The organism is Shewanella sp. GJ50-10 (assembly GCF_055808815.1).
Genome location: NZ_JBVVSS010000001.1, coordinates 1523050 through 1541639 on the forward strand (window position 1 = coordinate 1523050; position 18590 = coordinate 1541639).

Sequence of the window (18590 nt, forward strand, 5' to 3'; positions counted from 1 at the left end):
GCTTGCCATTAATTTACGTACAACTTTTAGCTATATAGGTTTTCATGCGCATTATTCACACATCGGACTGGCATTTAGGTCAAAATTTTTATGGAAAAAGCCGCGCTCAAGAGCATCAATTGTTCATGGATTGGTTATTAGCGCAAATACGACTTCATCATGTTGACGCACTGATTGTTGCCGGTGATATTTTTGATACTGGTACACCACCAAGTTATGCCCGAAGCCTTTACAATCAGTTTATTGTTGATATTCAAAATACGGGTTGCAAGCTTATTGTATTGGGCGGTAATCATGACTCAGTTGCCACATTAGGCGAGTCTAAGCAGCTACTTGCTTGTTTAAATGCGACGGTAATTCCAGGGGCATTAGATGACGCCAATGAGCATGTCATTATCGTTAACGACAAGCTGCAACAACCTTGTGCCATAGTGTGCGCGCTGCCGTATCTACGTCCACGTGATGTGGTGCTCAGTCAGTCGGGTGAATCCAGTGCTGAAAAGCAGCGTAAATTAGGTAATGAAATTGCGTCTTTGTACGATCAATGTTTTACAGAAGCTGAGCGTTTGAACGCGCAGCAAACTCTGCCTCTGCCGATTATTGCTACCGGCCATTTAACCACTGTGGGCGCAAGTACCAGTGAGTCCGTAAGAGATATTTATATTGGCAGTCTTGATGCTTTTAATGCATCCCTTTTCCCTGCTGCCGATTACATTGCCTTAGGTCATATTCACAGACCGCAAAAAATTGCTAAGACCGAACATATTCGCTACAGCGGCTCACCGATCCCACTGAGCTTTGATGAACTATCAGGGCAAAAAAGCGTGTTTCTTGTCGAGTTTGACCAAGACAAACTAGCCGAAGTTAAGCCTATTGAAGTACCACGTTTTCAAGCTATGGCGAATATTAAAGGCAGCCTTGCAGACATTGAGCAGCAGTTATCTGAATTTTCGCCTAAAGAGTCTGAGAAAGGTGATATGACCGCTGAGTTAACTTGGCTGAGCATTGAAGTGGCGCAGCAAGATTTTTTAAGTGATTTACAGACTCGTATTGCTGATATAACCGAGCCATTAGCAGTTGAAGTATTGCAATTAAAGCGTGCTCGCAATCAGCGCCAGCAGCAAATAAAGCAACTGGACAATGAAACCTTGTCAGAGTTATCAGTGAACGATGTATTTGAGCGCCGTCTTGCGCAAGAAGATTTTACAGAGACAGATCAACAACAAAGACTTGCAAGAGTAAAGCAACAATTTAGCCAAGTGGTGGCTCAGGTTGAAGCCCAAAGTGCTGAGGAGGGCAAATAATGAAAATCCTCAGTTTACGATTTAAAAATATTAACTCGCTTAAAAATGAGTGGAAGATTGATTTTACTCAGTCACCATTTAAAGAAAATGGCTTATTTGCCATCACAGGGCCGACGGGTTCAGGTAAAACCACCATTTTAGATGCAATTTGCTTAGCGCTATATCACCGTACGCCAAGATTAAAAGTTATCTCAAAAACCACTAACGAGCTTATGACCCGTGGTACTAGTGATTGTTTGGCGGAAGTTGAGTTTGAAGTAAAAGGTAAAGGCTATCGCGCCTTTTGGAGCCAGCGTCGCTCCCGAGGTCAAATTGATGGTAATTTGCAAGATGCGCAAGTTGAACTCGCTGAATTGGACTCAGGAAAGATTTTAGCAAGCCAAGTTAAACAAAAAACTGAGTTAACCGAGGCGGTTACAGGTTTAGATTTTGCTAGGTTCACTAAATCAATGATGTTATCTCAAGGGCAGTTTGCCGCTTTTTTAAATGCCGATGCCAATGACCGCGCGGAGTTATTAGAAGAGCTTACTGGCACTGAAATTTATGGTCTCATTTCAGAACAAGTTCACGTTAACTTCAGTGAAGCTAAGCAAGGGCTAAAACTGCTTGAAGCGAAAACCGATAGTGTTGAGCTACTAAGCGAAGCTGACATAAAAGACAAACGACAACAGTCGAGTCAATTAGAGCTGCAATCCACCGAATTACAAACTCAAGTTAAACAGTATCAACAGCAATTATCTTGGGCGCAGCAACTTGGTAAAAACCAATCTTTGCTTGAACAAAGTCAAAGTGACCTTGCTAAAGCTGAGGCCGATACTGCGGCTGAATCATCGTCTTTGAATAAATTGAGTGCCAGTGAGCCTGCTCAAGTTATCGCTCCCTTGTTTACCGCACTAAAGCACTTGAATGAGCATCAATCTCAGCTAAGTGCGAAGCAGCAAACGCTGAACTTAAACCAGCAGCAAGCCAAAGTAGATTTTGATGCCGCTGCGGTTCAATATGAGGATAAGCTGCAAGTATGCCATCAGCTCAAACAAAACCATCAAGAATTACTTGAGTTAATTGAGCAGAAGGTTCAGCCTTTAGACAATAAAATTGAGCAGCTTAACTTTCAGCATTCACAGCAACAACAGGCTCAAGGGCAGTTGCAAGTTCAGCAGCAAAATTTAGCCAATGAACAAGAGCAAAACAATACTGAACTGTCTGGGGTAAACCAAGCACAAGCCAGTAATGCACAGTTAATTGAGCGCTTTCCTCAGGGGCAATTAATCCAAAGCCATATTGTTGTTTGGAAACAACATGCAGCTAATTATCTTGGATTAAGTCAAAAGGAAGCACAGTTAGCACAATTAATTGAGGTAACAAGTCAGCAAGATGGCGAGAACCAGCAACAGCTAAATCTGCATCAGCAGAACCTTGTATTGGCGCAAAACGATGCCAAAGACAAATTAGCTTTGGTAGCGACAAGTGAGCACGCGTTATCGCAATTGCTAGGTGAAAGCTCTGAGACTAGCTTACAAGCGCAATATCAAACCTTAATTGACCAACAAGTTTCTCGCAGTCGACTACAACAGCTTCAACATTTACATAATGAAGTACAACAAGAGCAAACGATTGAGCTTAATGAGTCACAGCAGTTAACTCGCCTGATAAATCAAATTGACCAGCAGCTTAATCAAGTTCGCAGTGAGTGGAGCGAAAAAAATCAGCAAGTTAAAGATTTACAAACCCTGCTTAAGCAAGAGCAGCACATTGTTAATTTAACCGCCGAGCGGGCCAAATTGATTCAAGGTGAGCCTTGTGCATTATGTGGTGCGACTGAACATCCGTTAGTCGAGCAATATCAAGCAATTGATGTCAGCGATACTGAATTACGTTTTCAAGCTCAGTCAGATGCGTTAAATGAGATTAAGGCACAAGGTGAAAAGTTAAGTCTGGATAAAAAGCAGCGCCAACATCAGTTTGAGCTATTAACCGCCCAGCAAGCAAAACGTCAGAGCCAGCTTGAGCAATATTTAACAGAGTTTAAGCAACTTATTGAACTCTTAGATGTGGGCTATTTAACGCCAGTTAACAATGTGATTGACGGGCTGTTAGTGGCGCAATTTATTGAGCAAGCAAACCAGCTACAACAGAAACTGCATCTACAATTGGCGGATATCCGCAAGTTTTCTCATGCGCACCAACAAAATATCGAGCAATATCAAACAGCAAAATCAAAAGCTGAACAACAGCAGCATCAGCTGAACTTACTTGAGCAGCAACATCAAACCCAACAACAAAAGTCTCAAGAGCATATACAGCAGCTACAGGATATACGCCAACAGCTTTCAGACTTGTTAGCACAGAGCCAAACTAGCGTCTCACAAGCAGGCTTAATCATGCCGGAAATGAGTCAGTTTGATACTTGGTTAATGCAGTTAGATACGCAAATTGTTCAATGGCAAAAAGCGATTGATACACAAGGTCAATTAGAGCAACAACACAAGTTGTGTGAGCAAAAAGCTATGAGCCTTGTAACGCAAATTACGGATTTATCTGAGCAAATAAAGCTGATAGATAATCAAATTAAGCAGACGACAACAGAATTGCAGAGTTTAACTCAGCAACGCTTTGATTTATTCAGCGATAAACAATGTGCTAACGAGAAGCAAGTCAGCCAGCAGTCTGTTCAGCAAGCTGAGCAGATATTGAATCAAGCTAGCGATAGTCGAATGACACTGCAGCAAAAGTTAGACAAAGTGGCTGCTGAGCTTCAAGCTAATCAGCAACAAATTGATCGTTTAAGCAATGAATTAACCCAAGCGCAAAGTGCATTTGATAATGCACTTTTACATAGCCCGTTTGAAACTCAAGCTGAATTTGAACAAGCCGTGTTGCCAACTGAGCAGCGTGAGGCTTTGCAACAATTGAAGCAGCGATTAGAGCAAGCGATGATTAAAGCTAACACTTTAGTTGAGCAGGCAAAAAGTCAGCTTGCTGAGTTAACAAATCAAGGTGAGCAATTAGGCTATGACCAAGTTGATATCGAACAGGTCAGTGAATTAAATCAACAAGCTGAAACTCATCTAGCAGAAGTTAAACAACAGCTTTGGCAGATTACTCATCAATTAACGGAAGATGAAGATAAACGAACTAATCAGCAGCAATTAATCCAGCAATTGACTCAAGCCAGGCAAGACTATGATGATGTGGCTTATTTACACTCGCTTATTGGCTCTCAAAAAGGTGATAAGTTCCGTAAATTTGCCCAAGGATTGACTCTGGATCATTTGGTGACTTTGGCCAATCGTCAGTTGGATAGGTTGCAAGGTCGCTATTTATTGGAAAGAAAACAATCTGAAGCGCTGGAATTACAAGTCTTGGATACTTGGCAAGGTGATGCAGTACGTGACACTCGTACTTTGTCAGGTGGTGAAAGCTTTTTAGTGAGTCTGGCTTTAGCGCTAGCGCTGTCTGATTTAGTGAGCCATAAGACCAGCATTGATTCCTTATTCCTTGATGAAGGCTTTGGCACTCTTGATAGTCAAACATTGGATACCGCATTAGATGCGTTAGATAATCTAAACGCTTCAGGAAAAATGATTGGGGTTATTAGTCATATTGAAGCAATGAAAGAACGTATTAGTGTGCAAGTCAAAGTGAATAAGATGAATGGCTTGGGTGTTAGTCGATTACAAGCTGAATATAAATTCGATACACCCGCTGTGTAGTTTTTGGCTTAGGTTATTGGACTTAAGTTATGGGCTTAAGTTAAAAGGTAAATTGAACATAAAAGGGCGATAAAGTGACAACTTTCTCGCTCTTTTTTATTAAATTCTCGGCGCTAAATTCAGATCTGTTTCAATCTAATACGCTTATCGCTAAATTCTGATAACAGATTGCACCCAAGAGCTTCACTAACAGTTATCCATTGCGGCAATAGTGGCCAAGCGGCCTCTGCCTACTTCAAATTTATGCAGTTCAAACGCTAGATTATATTTTTATTAGGCTATTTATTTGGTATAACAGTTCGCTAATATATCTTCTAGTGCTTAAGTATGCACCTTCTCGGTGACTACACTGTCTAATCGACTTAGCTAAAAGGTATTACTTTTTATATATTTATGGCGGATTTAGATTGCTTTCAGTTAAAAGAGGCGAGATGCAAGCACGATTGAGAAAAGTGCCGAACCTGCCTGTCTTACATAGAAAATTATTACTTGCCAGCGTATTTGTAGTCGCGGCGGCTTTGCTTTGGCCGACCCCGCAAGAGTTTTCATCTCAACGCATTCCAGTAGCTTTGGATATTGAATCCATAGCGACATATAGCCCTTCAACGTTTGAAGTTGTCGAGCCTGTAAAACCGGACTTCGAACGTGTTATCCAAAATGGCGATACATTAGGCCACTTATTTGAACTTGCAGGCATTGGCCAGCAAACCATGTATAAAGTACTTGAAGCTGATTTAAATGTTTTAGCATTAGATACATTGTCTTTGGGTAACCGGATTCAATTCTTTCAAGATGACCAGCAAAACCTCACTAAACTTGAGTTGTATTTTAATCCTGCTTATCAAGTAATATTCACTCGATTTGATGATGGCAGCTATGGCGTTGAAGAAATCAATATTGAAGGCATTTGGCAAAATCGCATTATTAGCGGTGAGATAAATGGCTCTTTCTATTTATCCGCTCAAAGGGCTGGTTTAAGCGCGGCGAACATACAAACTATTGAAACTCTGCTTTCAAGTAAACTCGACTTCTCACGTGATTTACGTGCTGGAGATACGTTTAATGTATTGATGAACGATCAGTATATTGAAGGGGAGTCTACTGGGATCTCGCAGCTGCAAGCCGTGAGAATTAATACCCGTAGAAATAATGTCAATGCATTTCAAAATATTGATGGCAATTATTATGATGAGCGTGGTCAAGGGCTTGCAAGTGCATTCCAGCGCATACCATTAGAGCGTCAATATCGCTTATCTTCGCACTTTAACCCTAATCGCAAACATCCAGTAACTGGGCGGGTATCGCCTCATAACGGTACTGATTTTGCGACACCTATTGGTACTCGTGTAGTTGCACCTGGTGATGGTGTGGTATCGATGGTCACTAACCATCGCTTTGCTGGTAAATATATCGTGATTGAGCATGATAACAATATCAGAACCCGTTACTTGCACTTATCAAAGTTCTTAGTGCGTAAGGGACAACGTGTTAAGCGTGGTCAAGTGATTGGCTTAACTGGTAATACGGGGCGCGTAACTGGGCCACATCTTCATTATGAATTCCATGTCAATGGTCGCCCAGCGAATCCGATGAAAGTCAGTATTGTTGAAGCGTCAGTGTTACCTAAAAACCAAATGGCTAAATTTAAAGAGTTGGTGAGCAGTAAACAAATGATGATGGATTTAGGCTAACACCTTTACAATCATTTTTTGTAGATTAAAACCACTTTCGATATTATTGAAAGTGGTTTTTTTATGGGCTAATTGGTGGTTCGTCATTATCAGACTTACCTAAATTACAAAGGTCACAGAGTATTTGTAAGTTGTTGATGTCTAAAGAAAGTTCAGGATATTTTGACCGGGGCTTTATATGGTCAACGTGCATGACGGCACCATCTTTTATACTTCTTCCACAGCAAATGCAGGTGCTGATATATTTATTTAATGCTTCTTTTCGAAGAGCTTTCCATTTTTGAGATGAATAAAAATCTATTGGCTTAGGTTCTTCAAATGGAATTTCTTCCCAGTTGTAAAATTCGTTAGGTTCAATTCCTGGACCCATTAAACCAACAGAATACCCTTTTAGTTGATTATCCATAAGCCAATGTCTTATGGCTTTCATCGCGGCTTTTTCTGATTTGTAATTACGGGTACGGCGATTATCGCCTCTGAATGTTGCTACAAACATAAATATTTCCCCTGTAAATTATTTATATCAACATCAATACATTAAACCTAATACGGCGTTTTGCCTAATTCAATACAGGTTAGTAATAAGCGCAAATCTAATTCCAGTTGGTGATAATCAGCGGTCATGTATTTGCACAGTTGATAAAAAGCTTTGTTATGGTCTTTTTCTCTAAGGTGAGCCAGTTCATGTACAACAACCATTCTTAATAATGGTTCAGGAACATGGCGCAGTCTTGAAGATATTCTAATCTCATTTTTGGCTTTGACCTTATTGCCTTGAACACGATTAGCATAGGTATGTAGCCCTAAAGCTTGATGACTTAAACTGATTTTTTCATCAAAAATGACTTTTGATATAGGGTCAGACTGCTTTAAATATTGCTGCTTAAATTCCATAGCATAGTCATATAAGGCTTTATCAGTGCGAATGTCATGGATGGTTGGGTAACGGCTTAATAGTAGGTTTTCAAGGGTGTCATTTTCAATATGACGTTTAACTTGTTCAATGGTGCTGGCTGAATATCCATTAAGATATTTTAGCTGAGCTTGCTGTTTTTGTTTTGCTTGCACATCTTTACTGGTCACAAGACCTGCTAAGGTATCTTTTGCTGCGGCAACTTTAGCCGAGCTGGTTTTTACAACCATTTTAGGCGGTGCTTTACGAGCGGGTTTGTCTGCTAGTTTACTGGATGCTTTTTTTGAGCTCATAGCTTGTTATTTTGCCCAATGGAATAAGGTTAATTAGCGGATAAAACTAAGCCTACCAATTCATCTTAATGTTTTCATCAAATTGATGATTAAGGGAATCGATAGGCTTATTGTTTACTAAAGCTTAAGTTGGTATTTAACTTAAACTTTGCCGTACATGCGACGGTTTTGCTGTGCGTAAGCAGCTTCAAAAGCTGGTAATTGTACGCGTTTTAGGCCAAGCGTCTCTAAATCAGCTTGTGGCGGGTTACGCTTTAGCTCTTCTTTAATGATAACAGGGCTAATGATGCTAACAGGTAACTCAGTTATTTGAATTGCCGCTTCAGCTTTGAAGCTAGTTGCAGAGCCTGCAAACTTACCTTTTTGTTCACGTTCAATGATGACGATTTCGTCAACTTTGTAATCTTCCATTAATTTGTGGAAAGCAAAGTGAAACTCACGAATAGATTCTGTTTCAGCTGATTTAGAAATGCTGAATGATATTTGACGACATTCAGGTACATTGAATGTTTCAACTTCATAAGTTAATAAGCTAATGATGGCTTCGCCACCTTTTAATTCCACGCCACAAATTTTCATGTTTCACCTTACTTTGTACTAGTTTGATTTTGCCTAATGCCACAGTTAACAGTAGTAACAGCATTAGGCTTAAATTAGGTATTAATCTTCGCTAAGCTCTTGTTCATCATCTTGAACAATTGAGTTATCGTTTTCAGTTATCTTTACTGGTTTGGCTTTACGGCGCATTGGCGCATCACCAATATCAACACCGGTAATAAAGCGCTTATCACGCTTAGGTGCTGTTTTAGGTTTATTGCTTGTACTACGCTTTTTGTTCGATGCTTTGGCATCGCTTGCCTTGGCATTTTTGCTGCCAGCTTTTGGTTTATCTTTTAAGCCTTTGAATTTGCCTTGTAGACCTTCAATAGTCGAAAAGTCAAAATTCTTACGTAAGAATACTTGGATTTTCTTAAAGCTGTCCCAGTCTTTAGGGCCAACTAATGAAATTGCATCACCTTTAGCGCCAGCGCGGCCTGTACGGCCAATGCGGTGAACGTATTCTTCAGCAAATTTGGGCATGTCAAAGTTAATCACTAATGACACATTTAATAAATCTAATCCACGAGATGCAACATCGGTTGTCACCAATATTTTTTGTTGGCCGCGGCTGAATTTATCCATAATCTGATTACGAGCAGATTGATTTAAGTCGCCACTTAACGCTGCAGTTTCTAAGCCTTGTTCAGCAAGAAGCTTGGCTAACCTGTCAGTGTCTGCACGAGTCGCGGTGAAAATAATCACTTGCTTGTGCTGCTCAGTTTTAAGTATGTGCTGCAATAGAGCTTGTTTGTGATCTAAGTGATCAACTAAATATACACGCTGTGTAATATCTTTATGTTCATTGTGCGATGCACCAATAGCCACGTGACTTGGGGTTTTCAGTAATGTCGCAGCAATATCATTAACATGGTCATGATCGAGTGTGGCAGAAAACATCAAGGTTTGTCTGCGCTTGTGATCAGCGGCGTCATTAATGGCTTTTAATTGTGGGGCAAAACCTAAATCAAGCATACGGTCTGCTTCATCAAGAATAAGCAGTTCTAAGCCATTAAGATAAAGATGGCGTTGCTGAAGATGATCGGCAATACGACCCGGCGTAGCCACAATAAAGTGAGGATCACGGGATAACGATTTTGCTTGGTCGTTAAAGTTCTCACCACCTAAAATGCTCACCGCTTTATATTGAGTGTTTGCCACCAATAAACGTAGCTGGCCATAAACTTGCTGAGCAAGCTCTCGGGTTGGCAATAAAATAAGTACACGCGGATCTTTTTTAGATAAGGCCTTTGTTGATATTACGCGCTGCAGTGCAGGTAATAAAAATGCCAGGGTTTTACCTGAACCGGTTTTTGAAGATGCCATTAAATCTTTACCCGCTAGGGCAATCGGCAGGGCTTGCTGCTGAATTTCAGTTGGCTCAGAAATGCCCATATGCTTTAGACTTTCAAGTAAGCGTTTGTCTAAAGAAAAATCGGTAAATAACAAAGGTAAATCCCCTAAAAAATGATAGCCAGATATTATAACGTGTAAGCCTGAGATAGCCAACAGCTTAAGCCTCAGTTATGCTGCGTTTTACTATTTAAATTTCCATTAATTTCAGTTTAAGGATGTCGATAAACATGTCGGATGTTGCCAACGAACCAAGCAAGACCAAAGAATTACGCATTGGTGTTGCGCTCGGCAGTGGAGCTGCTAAAGGTTGGGCTCACATTGGTGTATTAAAAGAACTTGCCGAGATGGGCGTTTATCCAGATAAGGTGGCTGGGTGTTCTGTAGGCGCTTTAGTCGGTGCGGCGTATGCCAATGATCATCTCGATGAACTAGAAAGCTGGGTACGGGGGTTTTCAAGCTGGGATGTTTTAGGGCTTATGGATTTAAGCTGGCGTAAGGGCGGCTTAATCAGTGGTGAGAAAGTGTTTGATGTAATAGCGGGTCGCATTGGTGAGCTTAAAATTGAACAACTTAAAAAGCCTTTTTCTGCCGTTGCGACAGATTTATATTCAGGCCAAGAAATCTGGTTCAAAGAGGGCGACTTACGTCATGCCGTTAGAGCATCTTGTTCGATGCCAGGCTTTTTACCGCCTGTGCAACTGGAAGAACGCTGGTTAGTGGATGGCGCAGTCGTCAATCCTGTTCCAGTGTCTATGTGCAGGGCAATGGGCGTAGATGTGGTCATTGCGGTTGATTTGAATGGTCACCGCCGCAATAGTATGCATATGTTACCGCAGCAAATGAAAAGCCGTGCGCCAACGGAACTTGAAAAGCAGCAACAAGAAGCTAAAGAGTCTGAGTCGGCGTTTATGGACATTTGGGGTAAAGGTAAAGAGTACATTTCCGGTCTGACTGAAATGTTTTCTACGTCTTCAAAATCTCATCCAGGGATGATTGCGGTAATGTCTCAATCAATGGATATTTTAGAGCAACGCCATAAACGTGCACGTTTGATGGGCGACCCGCCTGACGTGTGTTTGGTACCACAGCTTGCTGATATTGGTACTATGGAGTTTCATCGCGCTGCAGAAGCCATTGAAGCGGGTCGTCAAGCCGTGCGCCAAACCGCTCATTTAATCAACTCTTCGCTAGGCCGATAACGGTTTTCATAATTCTGGTCAAGCTCTGTATTGCTATTTAGTGCAGAGCTTGGCAGTAATTTTTTTCATTTTATCTGCCTTCGTTAAACTATGATCCAGATCATAGAATTCTAGTCTTCATTATTGCTTAATGCACCATATATTGTGTTTATTGGTTCTTTGTTGTGGATATATAGTGTTTATATCCTGTGCATAAATGGAGTAAAAGTAATGCCTGTAGTAATTAAAAGGGACGGATGTCGGACTGTATTTGATGAGTCTAGAATAAGGGATGCCATTGTTGCTGCAATGGCGACGGCTACAGGTCATGCCGATGTAGATTATGCTGCTACTGTAGCTTGTGTGATTAGAGATCAGTTATCACATAAACAAGAAGTAGAGATACATCATCTTCAAGATCTGGTTGAAAACCTATTAATGGAAGGGCCTCATAAAGAGGTGGCTCGCCATTATATTGAGTATCGCCATGACCGCGATATTTGTCGTGAAGCTAAAAGTAAGCTTAACTGCGAAATTCGTGGTTTAGTTGAACAAAGCGATAGCTCTATTCTTAATGAAAATGCCAATAAAGACGCAAAAGTTATTCCTACTCAGCGTGATTTATTAGCGGGTATTGTGGCTAAGCATTACGCTAAATCTCACTTATTACCTAAAGACATTGTTGCTGCTCATGAGTCAGGCCAACTGCATTATCATGACCTTGATTACGCACCTTTCTTCCCAATGTTTAACTGCATGCTAATTGATTTAGCGGGCATGATGACCCATGGCTTTAAAATGGGTAACGCTGAAATTGATACTCCTAAGTCAATTTCAACAGCGACTGCAGTAACTGCTCAAATTATCGCTCAAGTGGCTAGCCACATTTACGGCGGCACTACCATTAACCGCATCGACGAAGTGTTAGCGGAATTTGTGCAAAAGAGTTACCAAAAGCAATTAGTGATTGGTAAAGAGTGGGGCGTGAGCGACGTTGAAGCTTTTGCTATGGCGCAGACAGAAAAAGAATGTCATGACGCATTCCAGTCTTTAGAGTATGAAGTGAACACACTGCATACAGCAAATGGCCAAACACCATTTGTGACCTTTGGTTTTGGTTTAGGCACCAGCTGGGAATCTCGATTAATTCAAAAGTCGATTCTGACAGTACGTATGGCTGGCCTTGGTAAAAACCGTAAAACAGCTGTATTCCCTAAACTTGTTTTTGCTATTCGTGATGGGATAAATCATAAAGCTTCTGATAGCAATTATGATGTTAAAAAGCTGGCATTAGAGTGTGCAACTATGCGCATGTATCCAGATATTCTTAACTATGAGCAAGTTGAACGTGTTACTGGTTCATTTAAAACCCCAATGGGTTGCCGTTCTTTCTTAGGTACTTACGAAGAAAATGGCGAGCTTGTTCATGAAGGTCGTAACAACCTCGGTGTTGTTAGCCTTAACTTGCCAAGAATTGCGATTGAAGCAAAAGGCGACGAAAAAGCATTCTTTGCATTACTTGATGAAAGAATGACATTGGCTCGTAAAGCATTAGATACACGTATCGCTCGTCTTGTTGGGGTTAAAGCCAGAGTGGCGCCAATCTTATACATGGAAGGCGCATGTGGTGTTCGCTTAAAAGCAGATGATGATATTTCTGAAATTTTCAAGAATGGCCGCGCATCGATTTCATTAGGCTATATCGGTCTGCATGAAACAATCAATGCGTTATACGGAACTGAAGAGCACGTATTCGATAGTGAGTTACTTCGCACTAAAGCCGTTGAAATTATCAATGTGATGAAGCGTGCTACCGAGTCTTGGAAAGCAGAAACAGGTTATGGTTTTAGCTTATACAGCACCCCAAGTGAGAACTTGTGTAGCCGTTTCTGTCAGTTAGATGCAAAACAGTTTGGCGTAGTTGAAGGTGTGACTGATAAAGGTTACTACACCAATAGCTTCCACTTAGATGTTGAAAAGAAAGTTAATCCATACGATAAAATTGATTTTGAATTACCGTACCCAGAAATCACTAACGGTGGCTTCATTTGCTACGGTGAGTTCCCTAACATGCAGCACAACATTGAAGCATTAGAGAACGTATGGGATTACAGTTATAGCCGAGTGCCTTATTACGGTACTAACACGCCAATTGATGAATGTTATGACTGTGGCTTTGTAGGTGAATTTAACTGTACCAGTAAAGGTTTTGTGTGTCCTAAATGTGGCAACCATGAACCAAGCAGAGTATCAGTAACACGTCGTGTATGTGGTTATTTAGGTAGCCCTGATGCACGTCCGTTTAACCACGGTAAGCAAGAAGAAGTGAAGCGCCGCGTTAAGCATATCTAGTTGCTTCATTGAGTTAAGGTAGAATCAAATAAGGCGCTAAATAGCGCCTTATTTATTTGAAAGGTAAGTGTTATGAATTTTCATCAGTATTATCCAGTCGATGTGATTAACGGCCCAGGAACGCGCTGTACTTTGTTTGTATCGGGTTGCGATCATCAATGTCGCGGTTGTTATAACCAGTCGACTTGGGACCCTCGCTCAGGTCATGAAGTGGATAAGCAAATGGAAGATCAAATCATTGCTGATTTAAATGACACTCGAATCAAACGCCGTGGATTATCTTTGTCAGGCGGCGACCCGTTATTTCCAGCAAATTTAACCGCTATCTTGTCTTTGGTTAAACGCGTGAAAGCGGAATGCCCTGATAAAGATATTTGGCTGTGGAGTGGTTATAAACTTGATGAAATGTCGCTGAAACAACAGCAAGTGTTGTCGTATGTGGACGTATTGGTTGATGGTAAGTTTGAACAAGACTTAGCCGATCCAAGCCTTAAATGGCGTGGCAGTTCAAATCAAGTTATCCATGACATTAGTGAGTTGATTGCTGTTAGTTAACTTTTGCTGTTATTCAACTCTAGCTGTGCTTGTTGATTGTCATGAGCGAGTTTTTAAGCTCATTTTTGATGGTTTTATTTTACCACTATCAATAACTGCGACACGAATAATCTGAGTTGTTTTCGCCAGTGATGACGTTGTTGTTTAATCTCGTATTCAACTTGAATGTTATAAAAACAGTATAGTAATCAAAGTACAATTTATAGTCATTAGACAATGAAACACCCATAGCAGTGATGAAATGGTAAATTTATGCGTTGTAACGGGCTTTGAAGTTAGCTAATTCAACCTCTTTAGGTATATAATTTGCGTTCGAAAAAGTGTTGTTCGATATCAAAACAACTCATTGCTATCGATAACATGTAAGAATTTAAGGTAAAGAAATGAATTTAAAACAAGAACTGCAAACACTAAACGATAAAGCAGAGAAGTTTCGCCGTAAACTTGCTGCCGCTGAAGCTCGTGAAGATAAAGCGATTATCATGCAGTTTAAGAAAGAAATTGCCACCGTCACTAAGCGAATTGCTAGTTTGAAAAACCAGCAATCACGTCAATTGAATAAACAAGGCCAAGAAGTTAAAGGCTTAAAATTCAATCGTGCGCTGACTAAAGCTGAACAAGCTGATATGGGCAAACTTAAAAAGTCAGTTAAAGGACTTGTAGTTGTACATCCAATGACAGCTATGGGCCGTGAAATGAATATCACTGTTGTCACCGGTTTTGCTCCTGCAAAATTCTAGTCCAATATACGAAATAGTCATGACATATATGTCAGTTCAAGGATGAATAGTCTCAAGGATTGAGCGTTGTCTTAAAGGTTTATCCATGTCGATTAAATATATCGCCACTTCTAAGTTACCTACGCCTTGGGGCGTATTTGCGATGCATGGTTTCGAAGATACCGAAACCGGTAAAGAGCATGTGGCGTTAACTTATGGTGAGCTTGATGCCACCGAGCCGATGTTAGGCCGTATTCATTCAGAATGTCTAACTGGTGATGCTTTATTTAGTTTACGTTGCGATTGCGGTTTTCAGCTGCAAACTGCGATGCAAAACATTGCTGAGCAAGGTCAAGGTTTTATTCTATATTTACGCCAAGAAGGGCGTGGCATTGGTTTATTAAATAAAATCCGCGCCTATGAGTTACAAGATCAAGGTGCTAATACCGTAGAAGCAAATGAGCGTTTAGGTTTTGAAGCTGATATGCGTAAGTACGACATGATTGAGCCTATGCTTAAGCAAATTGGTGTGAGTAAAGTTAAGCTCATGACTAATAATCCACGTAAAGTAAAAGCGATGCAAGCTGTCGGTATTGAAGTTGCTGAAAGAGTACCTTTGCAAGTGGGTAAAAACCGCTACAATGAAGATTATTTAAAAACGAAATCAACAGAGCTAGGTCATTTAATGACTGAGCATCATTTTGTCGATAACGATAAATAACCATGATTCATTTTGAATACATTAATCTGTAAGTAAACTGCTTATTAAAATGGGTTACCTCAATTGAAAGCGTTTAGCTTTATCAATTCTAAAAGCGTTGCAATGTTATTTGCAGCGCTTTTTATTAGTTTTTTTATGATGCCTAGCAGTCATGCTGATGAGGCAAATAATCCCGATCTTTCTCACTACGCTTTTGCCAATTACATTGGTAGTGGTATTTATCGCGCTTCTGGGCAAAATGCTGCAGTAGTGAACATTCCGTTTGCGTTTGATATTGAAGAGTCTGAAGATCATATTTTGACCTTAAGATTACCTATTTCATTAGGTTTCTTTGATTACTCTTTCAGTGATTTACCCGAAGGCGAATTGCCTGATAATGTTGGCACAATGACCATCACGCCTGGGATCGAATACAAATGGCTTTATGATGAGCAACTCACATTCGAAAGCTATTTAGATTTAGGTTATGGACACAATTTTTCTAATTCAAGCAATGTGGGCATTTTCTCAACGGGTGTGTCAGCCTTATATGAGTTAGAGCAAGCTAAATATACTCCGGTATGGGTGAATCGAGTTTATTACGCTGGCTATAAAAGCAGTATCAATGACAGCTCGGAGAGTTATTCAGTACTGCAGTCAGGTATCGACTTTGGCATTGGTCAGCATTGGGATTGGGGCGATTATACTATCGAGCCGAGACTATTTGTTGCTGGGCGCTGGTATTTTAATAAGCTTAAATTTATTACACCATTAGAAGATGATATTCACACATCAAGCACTTATGAAATCGGTGCGACCTTGGCGTTATCAAAACCACTTGGTTGGGGTTGGTTTAGTACCGACCGATTTGGTATCAGTTATCAAACTGACGGTGAGTTACAAGTGTGGCGCTTAATCTTTGAATTCCCGATGTAGGCTGGTTTAGCTATATAAAAATGTAATAAAAAAGGCATGAATTTCATGCCTTTTTTATGGGTATCAATACTAAGAGTTAATTAAAACAATATAGCGACTACTTACCCCAAATACTGGCATTGACGCCTTCAGTACTTTTGTCTGTATGAATAGACTTTGACTCTTTGACCGCTGGCGCGTCCTTGTCCTTTCTGTCAACATAAGGCTTTGGTGCAGGCAAGGGAAGTTTGTTCATTTTAAGCCACAAGTATTCGACCTTGTCTCTAGCCCACTCGGTTTTACGTAAAAACTTTAAACTCGATTTAACGCTTGGGTTGTCGTTAAAGCAGCGAATATTGATACGGCTTCCTAATTCTTCCCAGCCGTAATTATCGACTAAATCATTAACGATGGTTTCAAGTTTTATACCGTGCAGTGGGTTGTTTGCTTGTGTCATTACTCAGGCTTAATTAACTAATTTGCGCTCATTATAACAAATGACAAAAAAAATACTTAAAACCAATGGGGACAATCACAGGTTTATTGATAACAAAGAAAAGGCCGATAACAGAGTTATCGGCCTTGGGTAGTAAATCACTAATGATTAATCATTATTAAGTTGGGTTAAAGTAGCGGTTATGATTCCGTTGAAGCTTCAGCTGTTAAGCTTGGCTCTTCATCATCTTCTACATGTCGACCTTTGGTTTTAGTAATAATTAACGCTGCAATCACTAACGTAGTCACCACACCTGCAATCGTCGATACCGTCATGTTTAAACCAGCCCCTAATGTTGGTGAGCTTAATAAGAAGCTAATCACAACACAGGTCATGAACATGGCTGGTACGGTACAAATCCAATGTAGTTTGTTGTGACGTAGTAAATATGCTGAAGCAGTCCACAGCATCAATACTGCCGTTGTTTGGTTAGCAACACCGAAGTAACGCCAGATAATACCAAAATCAACTTGGGTCAAAATGGCACCAATCACAAATAATGGAATTGCTAGCAATAAACGTTTAGAGATTTGAGTTTGTGGCATTTTGAAAAACTCTGACAAGATTAAACGTGCCGAGCGGAATGCGGTATCGCCAGAAGTAATTGGCAATACAATCACACCTAAGATAGCTAAGAAACCACCTACAGCGCCTAATAAACCGTTTGAAGCTGCATAAACTACGTTAGCTGGGTTACCGTCCATACCAGCATTTAGCCCTTCGATACCGCCAAAGAATGATAATGCGATAGCACACCAAATTAATGCGATAACACCTTCACCAATCATGGCGCCGAAGAATACAAAACGACCATTAGATTCGTTTTCGACACAACGTGCCATTAATGGAGATTGTGTTGCGTGGAAGCCAGATACGGCGCCGCAGGCAATGGTAATAAACAATGCAGGCCAAAGTGGCATATCATTTGGGTTTAAGTTAGTTAAGAAATCTTTTGCTTCAAAACCAGGTAGCAATGAGTGCTCACTTGAAACAATAATGGCTAAGGTCAGGCCGACAGACATGAACATTAACAATGCGCCAAAAAATGGGTAGAGGCGGCCAATGATTTTATCTACAGGCACTAAAGTAGCAATTAGGTAGTAGCTGAAAATAATGCCGACAAAGATAGCCATGTCGTAGCCAGTTAGCTTACTCAATAAGCCTGCAGGGGCTGAAATAAAGACCACACCAACGAGTAACAACAAAACGATGGCAAACACATTCATGAAGTGTTTTGCTGGTTTTCCTAAGTACTTACCCGCAAGGTTTGGTACCGATTGACCATTATTTCTAACTGACAACATGCCAGAAAAATAATCATGTACTGCACCTGCAAAAATACAACCGAATACAATCCATAACATGGCAGCAGGGCCATATAAAGCACCTAAGATTGGGCCAAAGATAGGGCCGACACCTGCAATGTTCAGTAGTTGAATTAAGTACACTTTGCCTTTTGACATAGGAACATAATCCACGCCATCAGTTTTAGTGAATGCAGGGGTTTGTCTTTGGGCATTAATCCCAAATACTTTTTCAACAAACGCACCGTAAATAAAGTAGCCGCCAATTAGCAAGCCTACACAAAGTAAAAACCAAGTCATTTTTAACATCTCCCATTTTCAATGGCGCCACTTTAACTAGGTTAAAGCAAGAAAAAAGGACAAACTGGCTAATGGGTCGAATTGAGAGGCTAAGCGGTAGTATGGCAGGTTAAGCGGTTATGCTAAGAACTAAGTGAGAGCGCTAAGAAATCTGAGGTAGTGGTAAGAAGTAAGTTGTAAAGGGGATTAACGAGCTAGGGTATA

15 protein-coding genes are annotated in these 18590 nt (G+C 40.6%); 9 read left to right on the forward strand and 6 right to left on the reverse strand.

The annotated features are described in order from the left end of the window. Positions 1-44: 44 nt before the first annotated feature. The 3 genes from sbcD to AC0L4E_RS06330 all read left to right on the forward strand — a co-directional run bounded on the left by sbcD (position 45) and on the right by AC0L4E_RS06330 (position 6708). The gene (sbcD, locus tag AC0L4E_RS06320; protein ID WP_473678484.1) at positions 45-1304 is read left to right on the forward strand and encodes an exonuclease subunit SbcD; all 1260 of its coding nucleotides are present in this window, start codon (positions 45-47) and stop codon (positions 1302-1304) included. Further along, on the forward strand, positions 1304-5017 hold the full coding sequence (locus tag AC0L4E_RS06325; protein WP_473678485.1) for an SbcC/MukB-like Walker B domain-containing protein: 3714 nt from the start codon (positions 1304-1306) through the stop codon (positions 5015-5017). The genes sbcD and AC0L4E_RS06325 overlap by 1 nt, the downstream gene beginning before the upstream one ends. Positions 5018-5448: 431 nt before the next feature. Further along, entirely contained in the window at positions 5449-6708 is a 1260-nt protein-coding gene (locus AC0L4E_RS06330; protein WP_473678486.1) for a peptidoglycan DD-metalloendopeptidase family protein, read from the forward strand. Between the two features lie 61 nt (positions 6709-6769). Here AC0L4E_RS06330 and AC0L4E_RS06335 read toward each other — a convergent pair whose 3' ends face one another. The 4 genes from AC0L4E_RS06335 to AC0L4E_RS06350 form a co-directional block, all read right to left on the reverse strand. After that, positions 6770-7204: an HNH endonuclease gene (locus tag AC0L4E_RS06335; protein WP_473678487.1), complete on the reverse strand. Its 435-nt coding sequence runs from the start codon at positions 7202-7204 to the stop codon at positions 6770-6772. A 47-nt stretch (positions 7205-7251) separates the two neighbouring features. Then, positions 7252-7851 carry a M48 metallopeptidase family protein gene (locus tag AC0L4E_RS06340; RefSeq protein ID WP_473681544.1) on the reverse strand — a complete coding sequence of 200 codons (600 nt, stop codon included), beginning with the start codon at positions 7849-7851 and terminating at the stop codon, positions 7252-7254. 204 nt (positions 7852-8055) lie between these two features. Then, positions 8056-8493 carry a DUF3010 family protein gene (locus AC0L4E_RS06345; protein ID WP_220755099.1) on the reverse strand — a complete coding sequence of 146 codons (438 nt, stop codon included), beginning with the start codon at positions 8491-8493 and terminating at the stop codon, positions 8056-8058. 81 nt (positions 8494-8574) lie between these two features. Beyond that, positions 8575-9906, reverse strand: coding sequence for a DEAD/DEAH box helicase (locus tag AC0L4E_RS06350; RefSeq protein ID WP_473681546.1), 1332 nt, complete (start codon positions 9904-9906; stop codon positions 8575-8577). 188 nt (positions 9907-10094) lie between these two features. Here AC0L4E_RS06350 and rssA point away from each other — a divergent pair, with 188 nt between their 5' ends. The 6 genes from rssA to AC0L4E_RS06380 all read left to right on the forward strand — a co-directional run bounded on the left by rssA (position 10095) and on the right by AC0L4E_RS06380 (position 16307). Beyond that, entirely contained in the window at positions 10095-11066 is a 972-nt protein-coding gene (gene rssA / locus AC0L4E_RS06355) for a patatin-like phospholipase RssA (RefSeq protein WP_473678488.1), read from the forward strand. Positions 11067-11276: 210 nt separating this feature from the next. Then, on the forward strand, positions 11277-13397 hold the full coding sequence (gene nrdD, locus AC0L4E_RS06360) for an anaerobic ribonucleoside-triphosphate reductase (RefSeq protein ID WP_473678489.1): 2121 nt from the start codon (positions 11277-11279) through the stop codon (positions 13395-13397). Between the two features lie 72 nt (positions 13398-13469). Next, entirely contained in the window at positions 13470-13952 is a 483-nt protein-coding gene (gene nrdG, locus AC0L4E_RS06365) for an anaerobic ribonucleoside-triphosphate reductase-activating protein (protein ID WP_473678490.1), read from the forward strand. Between the two features lie 383 nt (positions 13953-14335). Continuing rightward, on the forward strand, positions 14336-14692 hold the full coding sequence (locus AC0L4E_RS06370) for a YibL family ribosome-associated protein (RefSeq protein WP_473678491.1): 357 nt from the start codon (positions 14336-14338) through the stop codon (positions 14690-14692). Between the two features lie 85 nt (positions 14693-14777). Next, entirely contained in the window at positions 14778-15392 is a 615-nt protein-coding gene (gene ribA / locus AC0L4E_RS06375) for a GTP cyclohydrolase II (protein ID WP_473678492.1), read from the forward strand. Positions 15393-15527: 135 nt separating this feature from the next. After that, entirely contained in the window at positions 15528-16307 is a 780-nt protein-coding gene (locus AC0L4E_RS06380) for a hypothetical protein (RefSeq protein WP_473678493.1), read from the forward strand. 97 nt (positions 16308-16404) lie between these two features. Here the strand turns inward: AC0L4E_RS06380 and AC0L4E_RS06385 are convergent, their stop codons facing one another. Continuing rightward, entirely contained in the window at positions 16405-16743 is a 339-nt protein-coding gene (locus AC0L4E_RS06385; RefSeq protein WP_473678494.1) for a VF530 family protein, read from the reverse strand. A gap of 179 nt (positions 16744-16922) precedes the next feature. Further along, the gene (locus AC0L4E_RS06390; protein WP_473678495.1) at positions 16923-18386 is read right to left on the reverse strand and encodes a carbon starvation CstA family protein; all 1464 of its coding nucleotides are present in this window, start codon (positions 18384-18386) and stop codon (positions 16923-16925) included. Positions 18387-18590 lie beyond the last annotated feature (204 nt).

What these genes read in the sequence shown, in the direction of transcription:
- nrdD (WP_473678489.1), top strand. Translation starts at nt 11,277, where the DNA reads ATGCCTGTAGTAATTAAAAGGGACGGATGTCGGACTGTATTTGATGAG.
- AC0L4E_RS06350 (WP_473681546.1), bottom strand. Translation starts at nt 9,906, where the DNA reads ATGGGCATTTCTGAGCCAACTGAAATTCAGCAGCAAGCCCTGCCGATT.
- AC0L4E_RS06370 (WP_473678491.1), top strand. Translation starts at nt 14,336, where the DNA reads ATGAATTTAAAACAAGAACTGCAAACACTAAACGATAAAGCAGAGAAG.
- sbcD (WP_473678484.1), top strand. Translation starts at nt 45, where the DNA reads ATGCGCATTATTCACACATCGGACTGGCATTTAGGTCAAAATTTTTAT.
- rssA (WP_473678488.1), top strand. Translation starts at nt 10,095, where the DNA reads ATGTCGGATGTTGCCAACGAACCAAGCAAGACCAAAGAATTACGCATT.
- AC0L4E_RS06390 (WP_473678495.1), bottom strand. Translation starts at nt 18,386, where the DNA reads ATGACTTGGTTTTTACTTTGTGTAGGCTTGCTAATTGGCGGCTACTTT.
- AC0L4E_RS06330 (WP_473678486.1), top strand. Translation starts at nt 5,449, where the DNA reads ATGCAAGCACGATTGAGAAAAGTGCCGAACCTGCCTGTCTTACATAGA.
- AC0L4E_RS06335 (WP_473678487.1), bottom strand. Translation starts at nt 7,204, where the DNA reads ATGTTTGTAGCAACATTCAGAGGCGATAATCGCCGTACCCGTAATTAC.
- AC0L4E_RS06325 (WP_473678485.1), top strand. Translation starts at nt 1,304, where the DNA reads ATGAAAATCCTCAGTTTACGATTTAAAAATATTAACTCGCTTAAAAAT.
- AC0L4E_RS06340 (WP_473681544.1), bottom strand. Translation starts at nt 7,851, where the DNA reads ATGGTTGTAAAAACCAGCTCGGCTAAAGTTGCCGCAGCAAAAGATACC.
- AC0L4E_RS06385 (WP_473678494.1), bottom strand. Translation starts at nt 16,743, where the DNA reads ATGACACAAGCAAACAACCCACTGCACGGTATAAAACTTGAAACCATC.
- AC0L4E_RS06345 (WP_220755099.1), bottom strand. Translation starts at nt 8,493, where the DNA reads ATGAAAATTTGTGGCGTGGAATTAAAAGGTGGCGAAGCCATCATTAGC.
- ribA (WP_473678492.1), top strand. Translation starts at nt 14,778, where the DNA reads ATGTCGATTAAATATATCGCCACTTCTAAGTTACCTACGCCTTGGGGC.
- AC0L4E_RS06380 (WP_473678493.1), top strand. Translation starts at nt 15,528, where the DNA reads ATGATGCCTAGCAGTCATGCTGATGAGGCAAATAATCCCGATCTTTCT.
- nrdG (WP_473678490.1), top strand. Translation starts at nt 13,470, where the DNA reads ATGAATTTTCATCAGTATTATCCAGTCGATGTGATTAACGGCCCAGGA.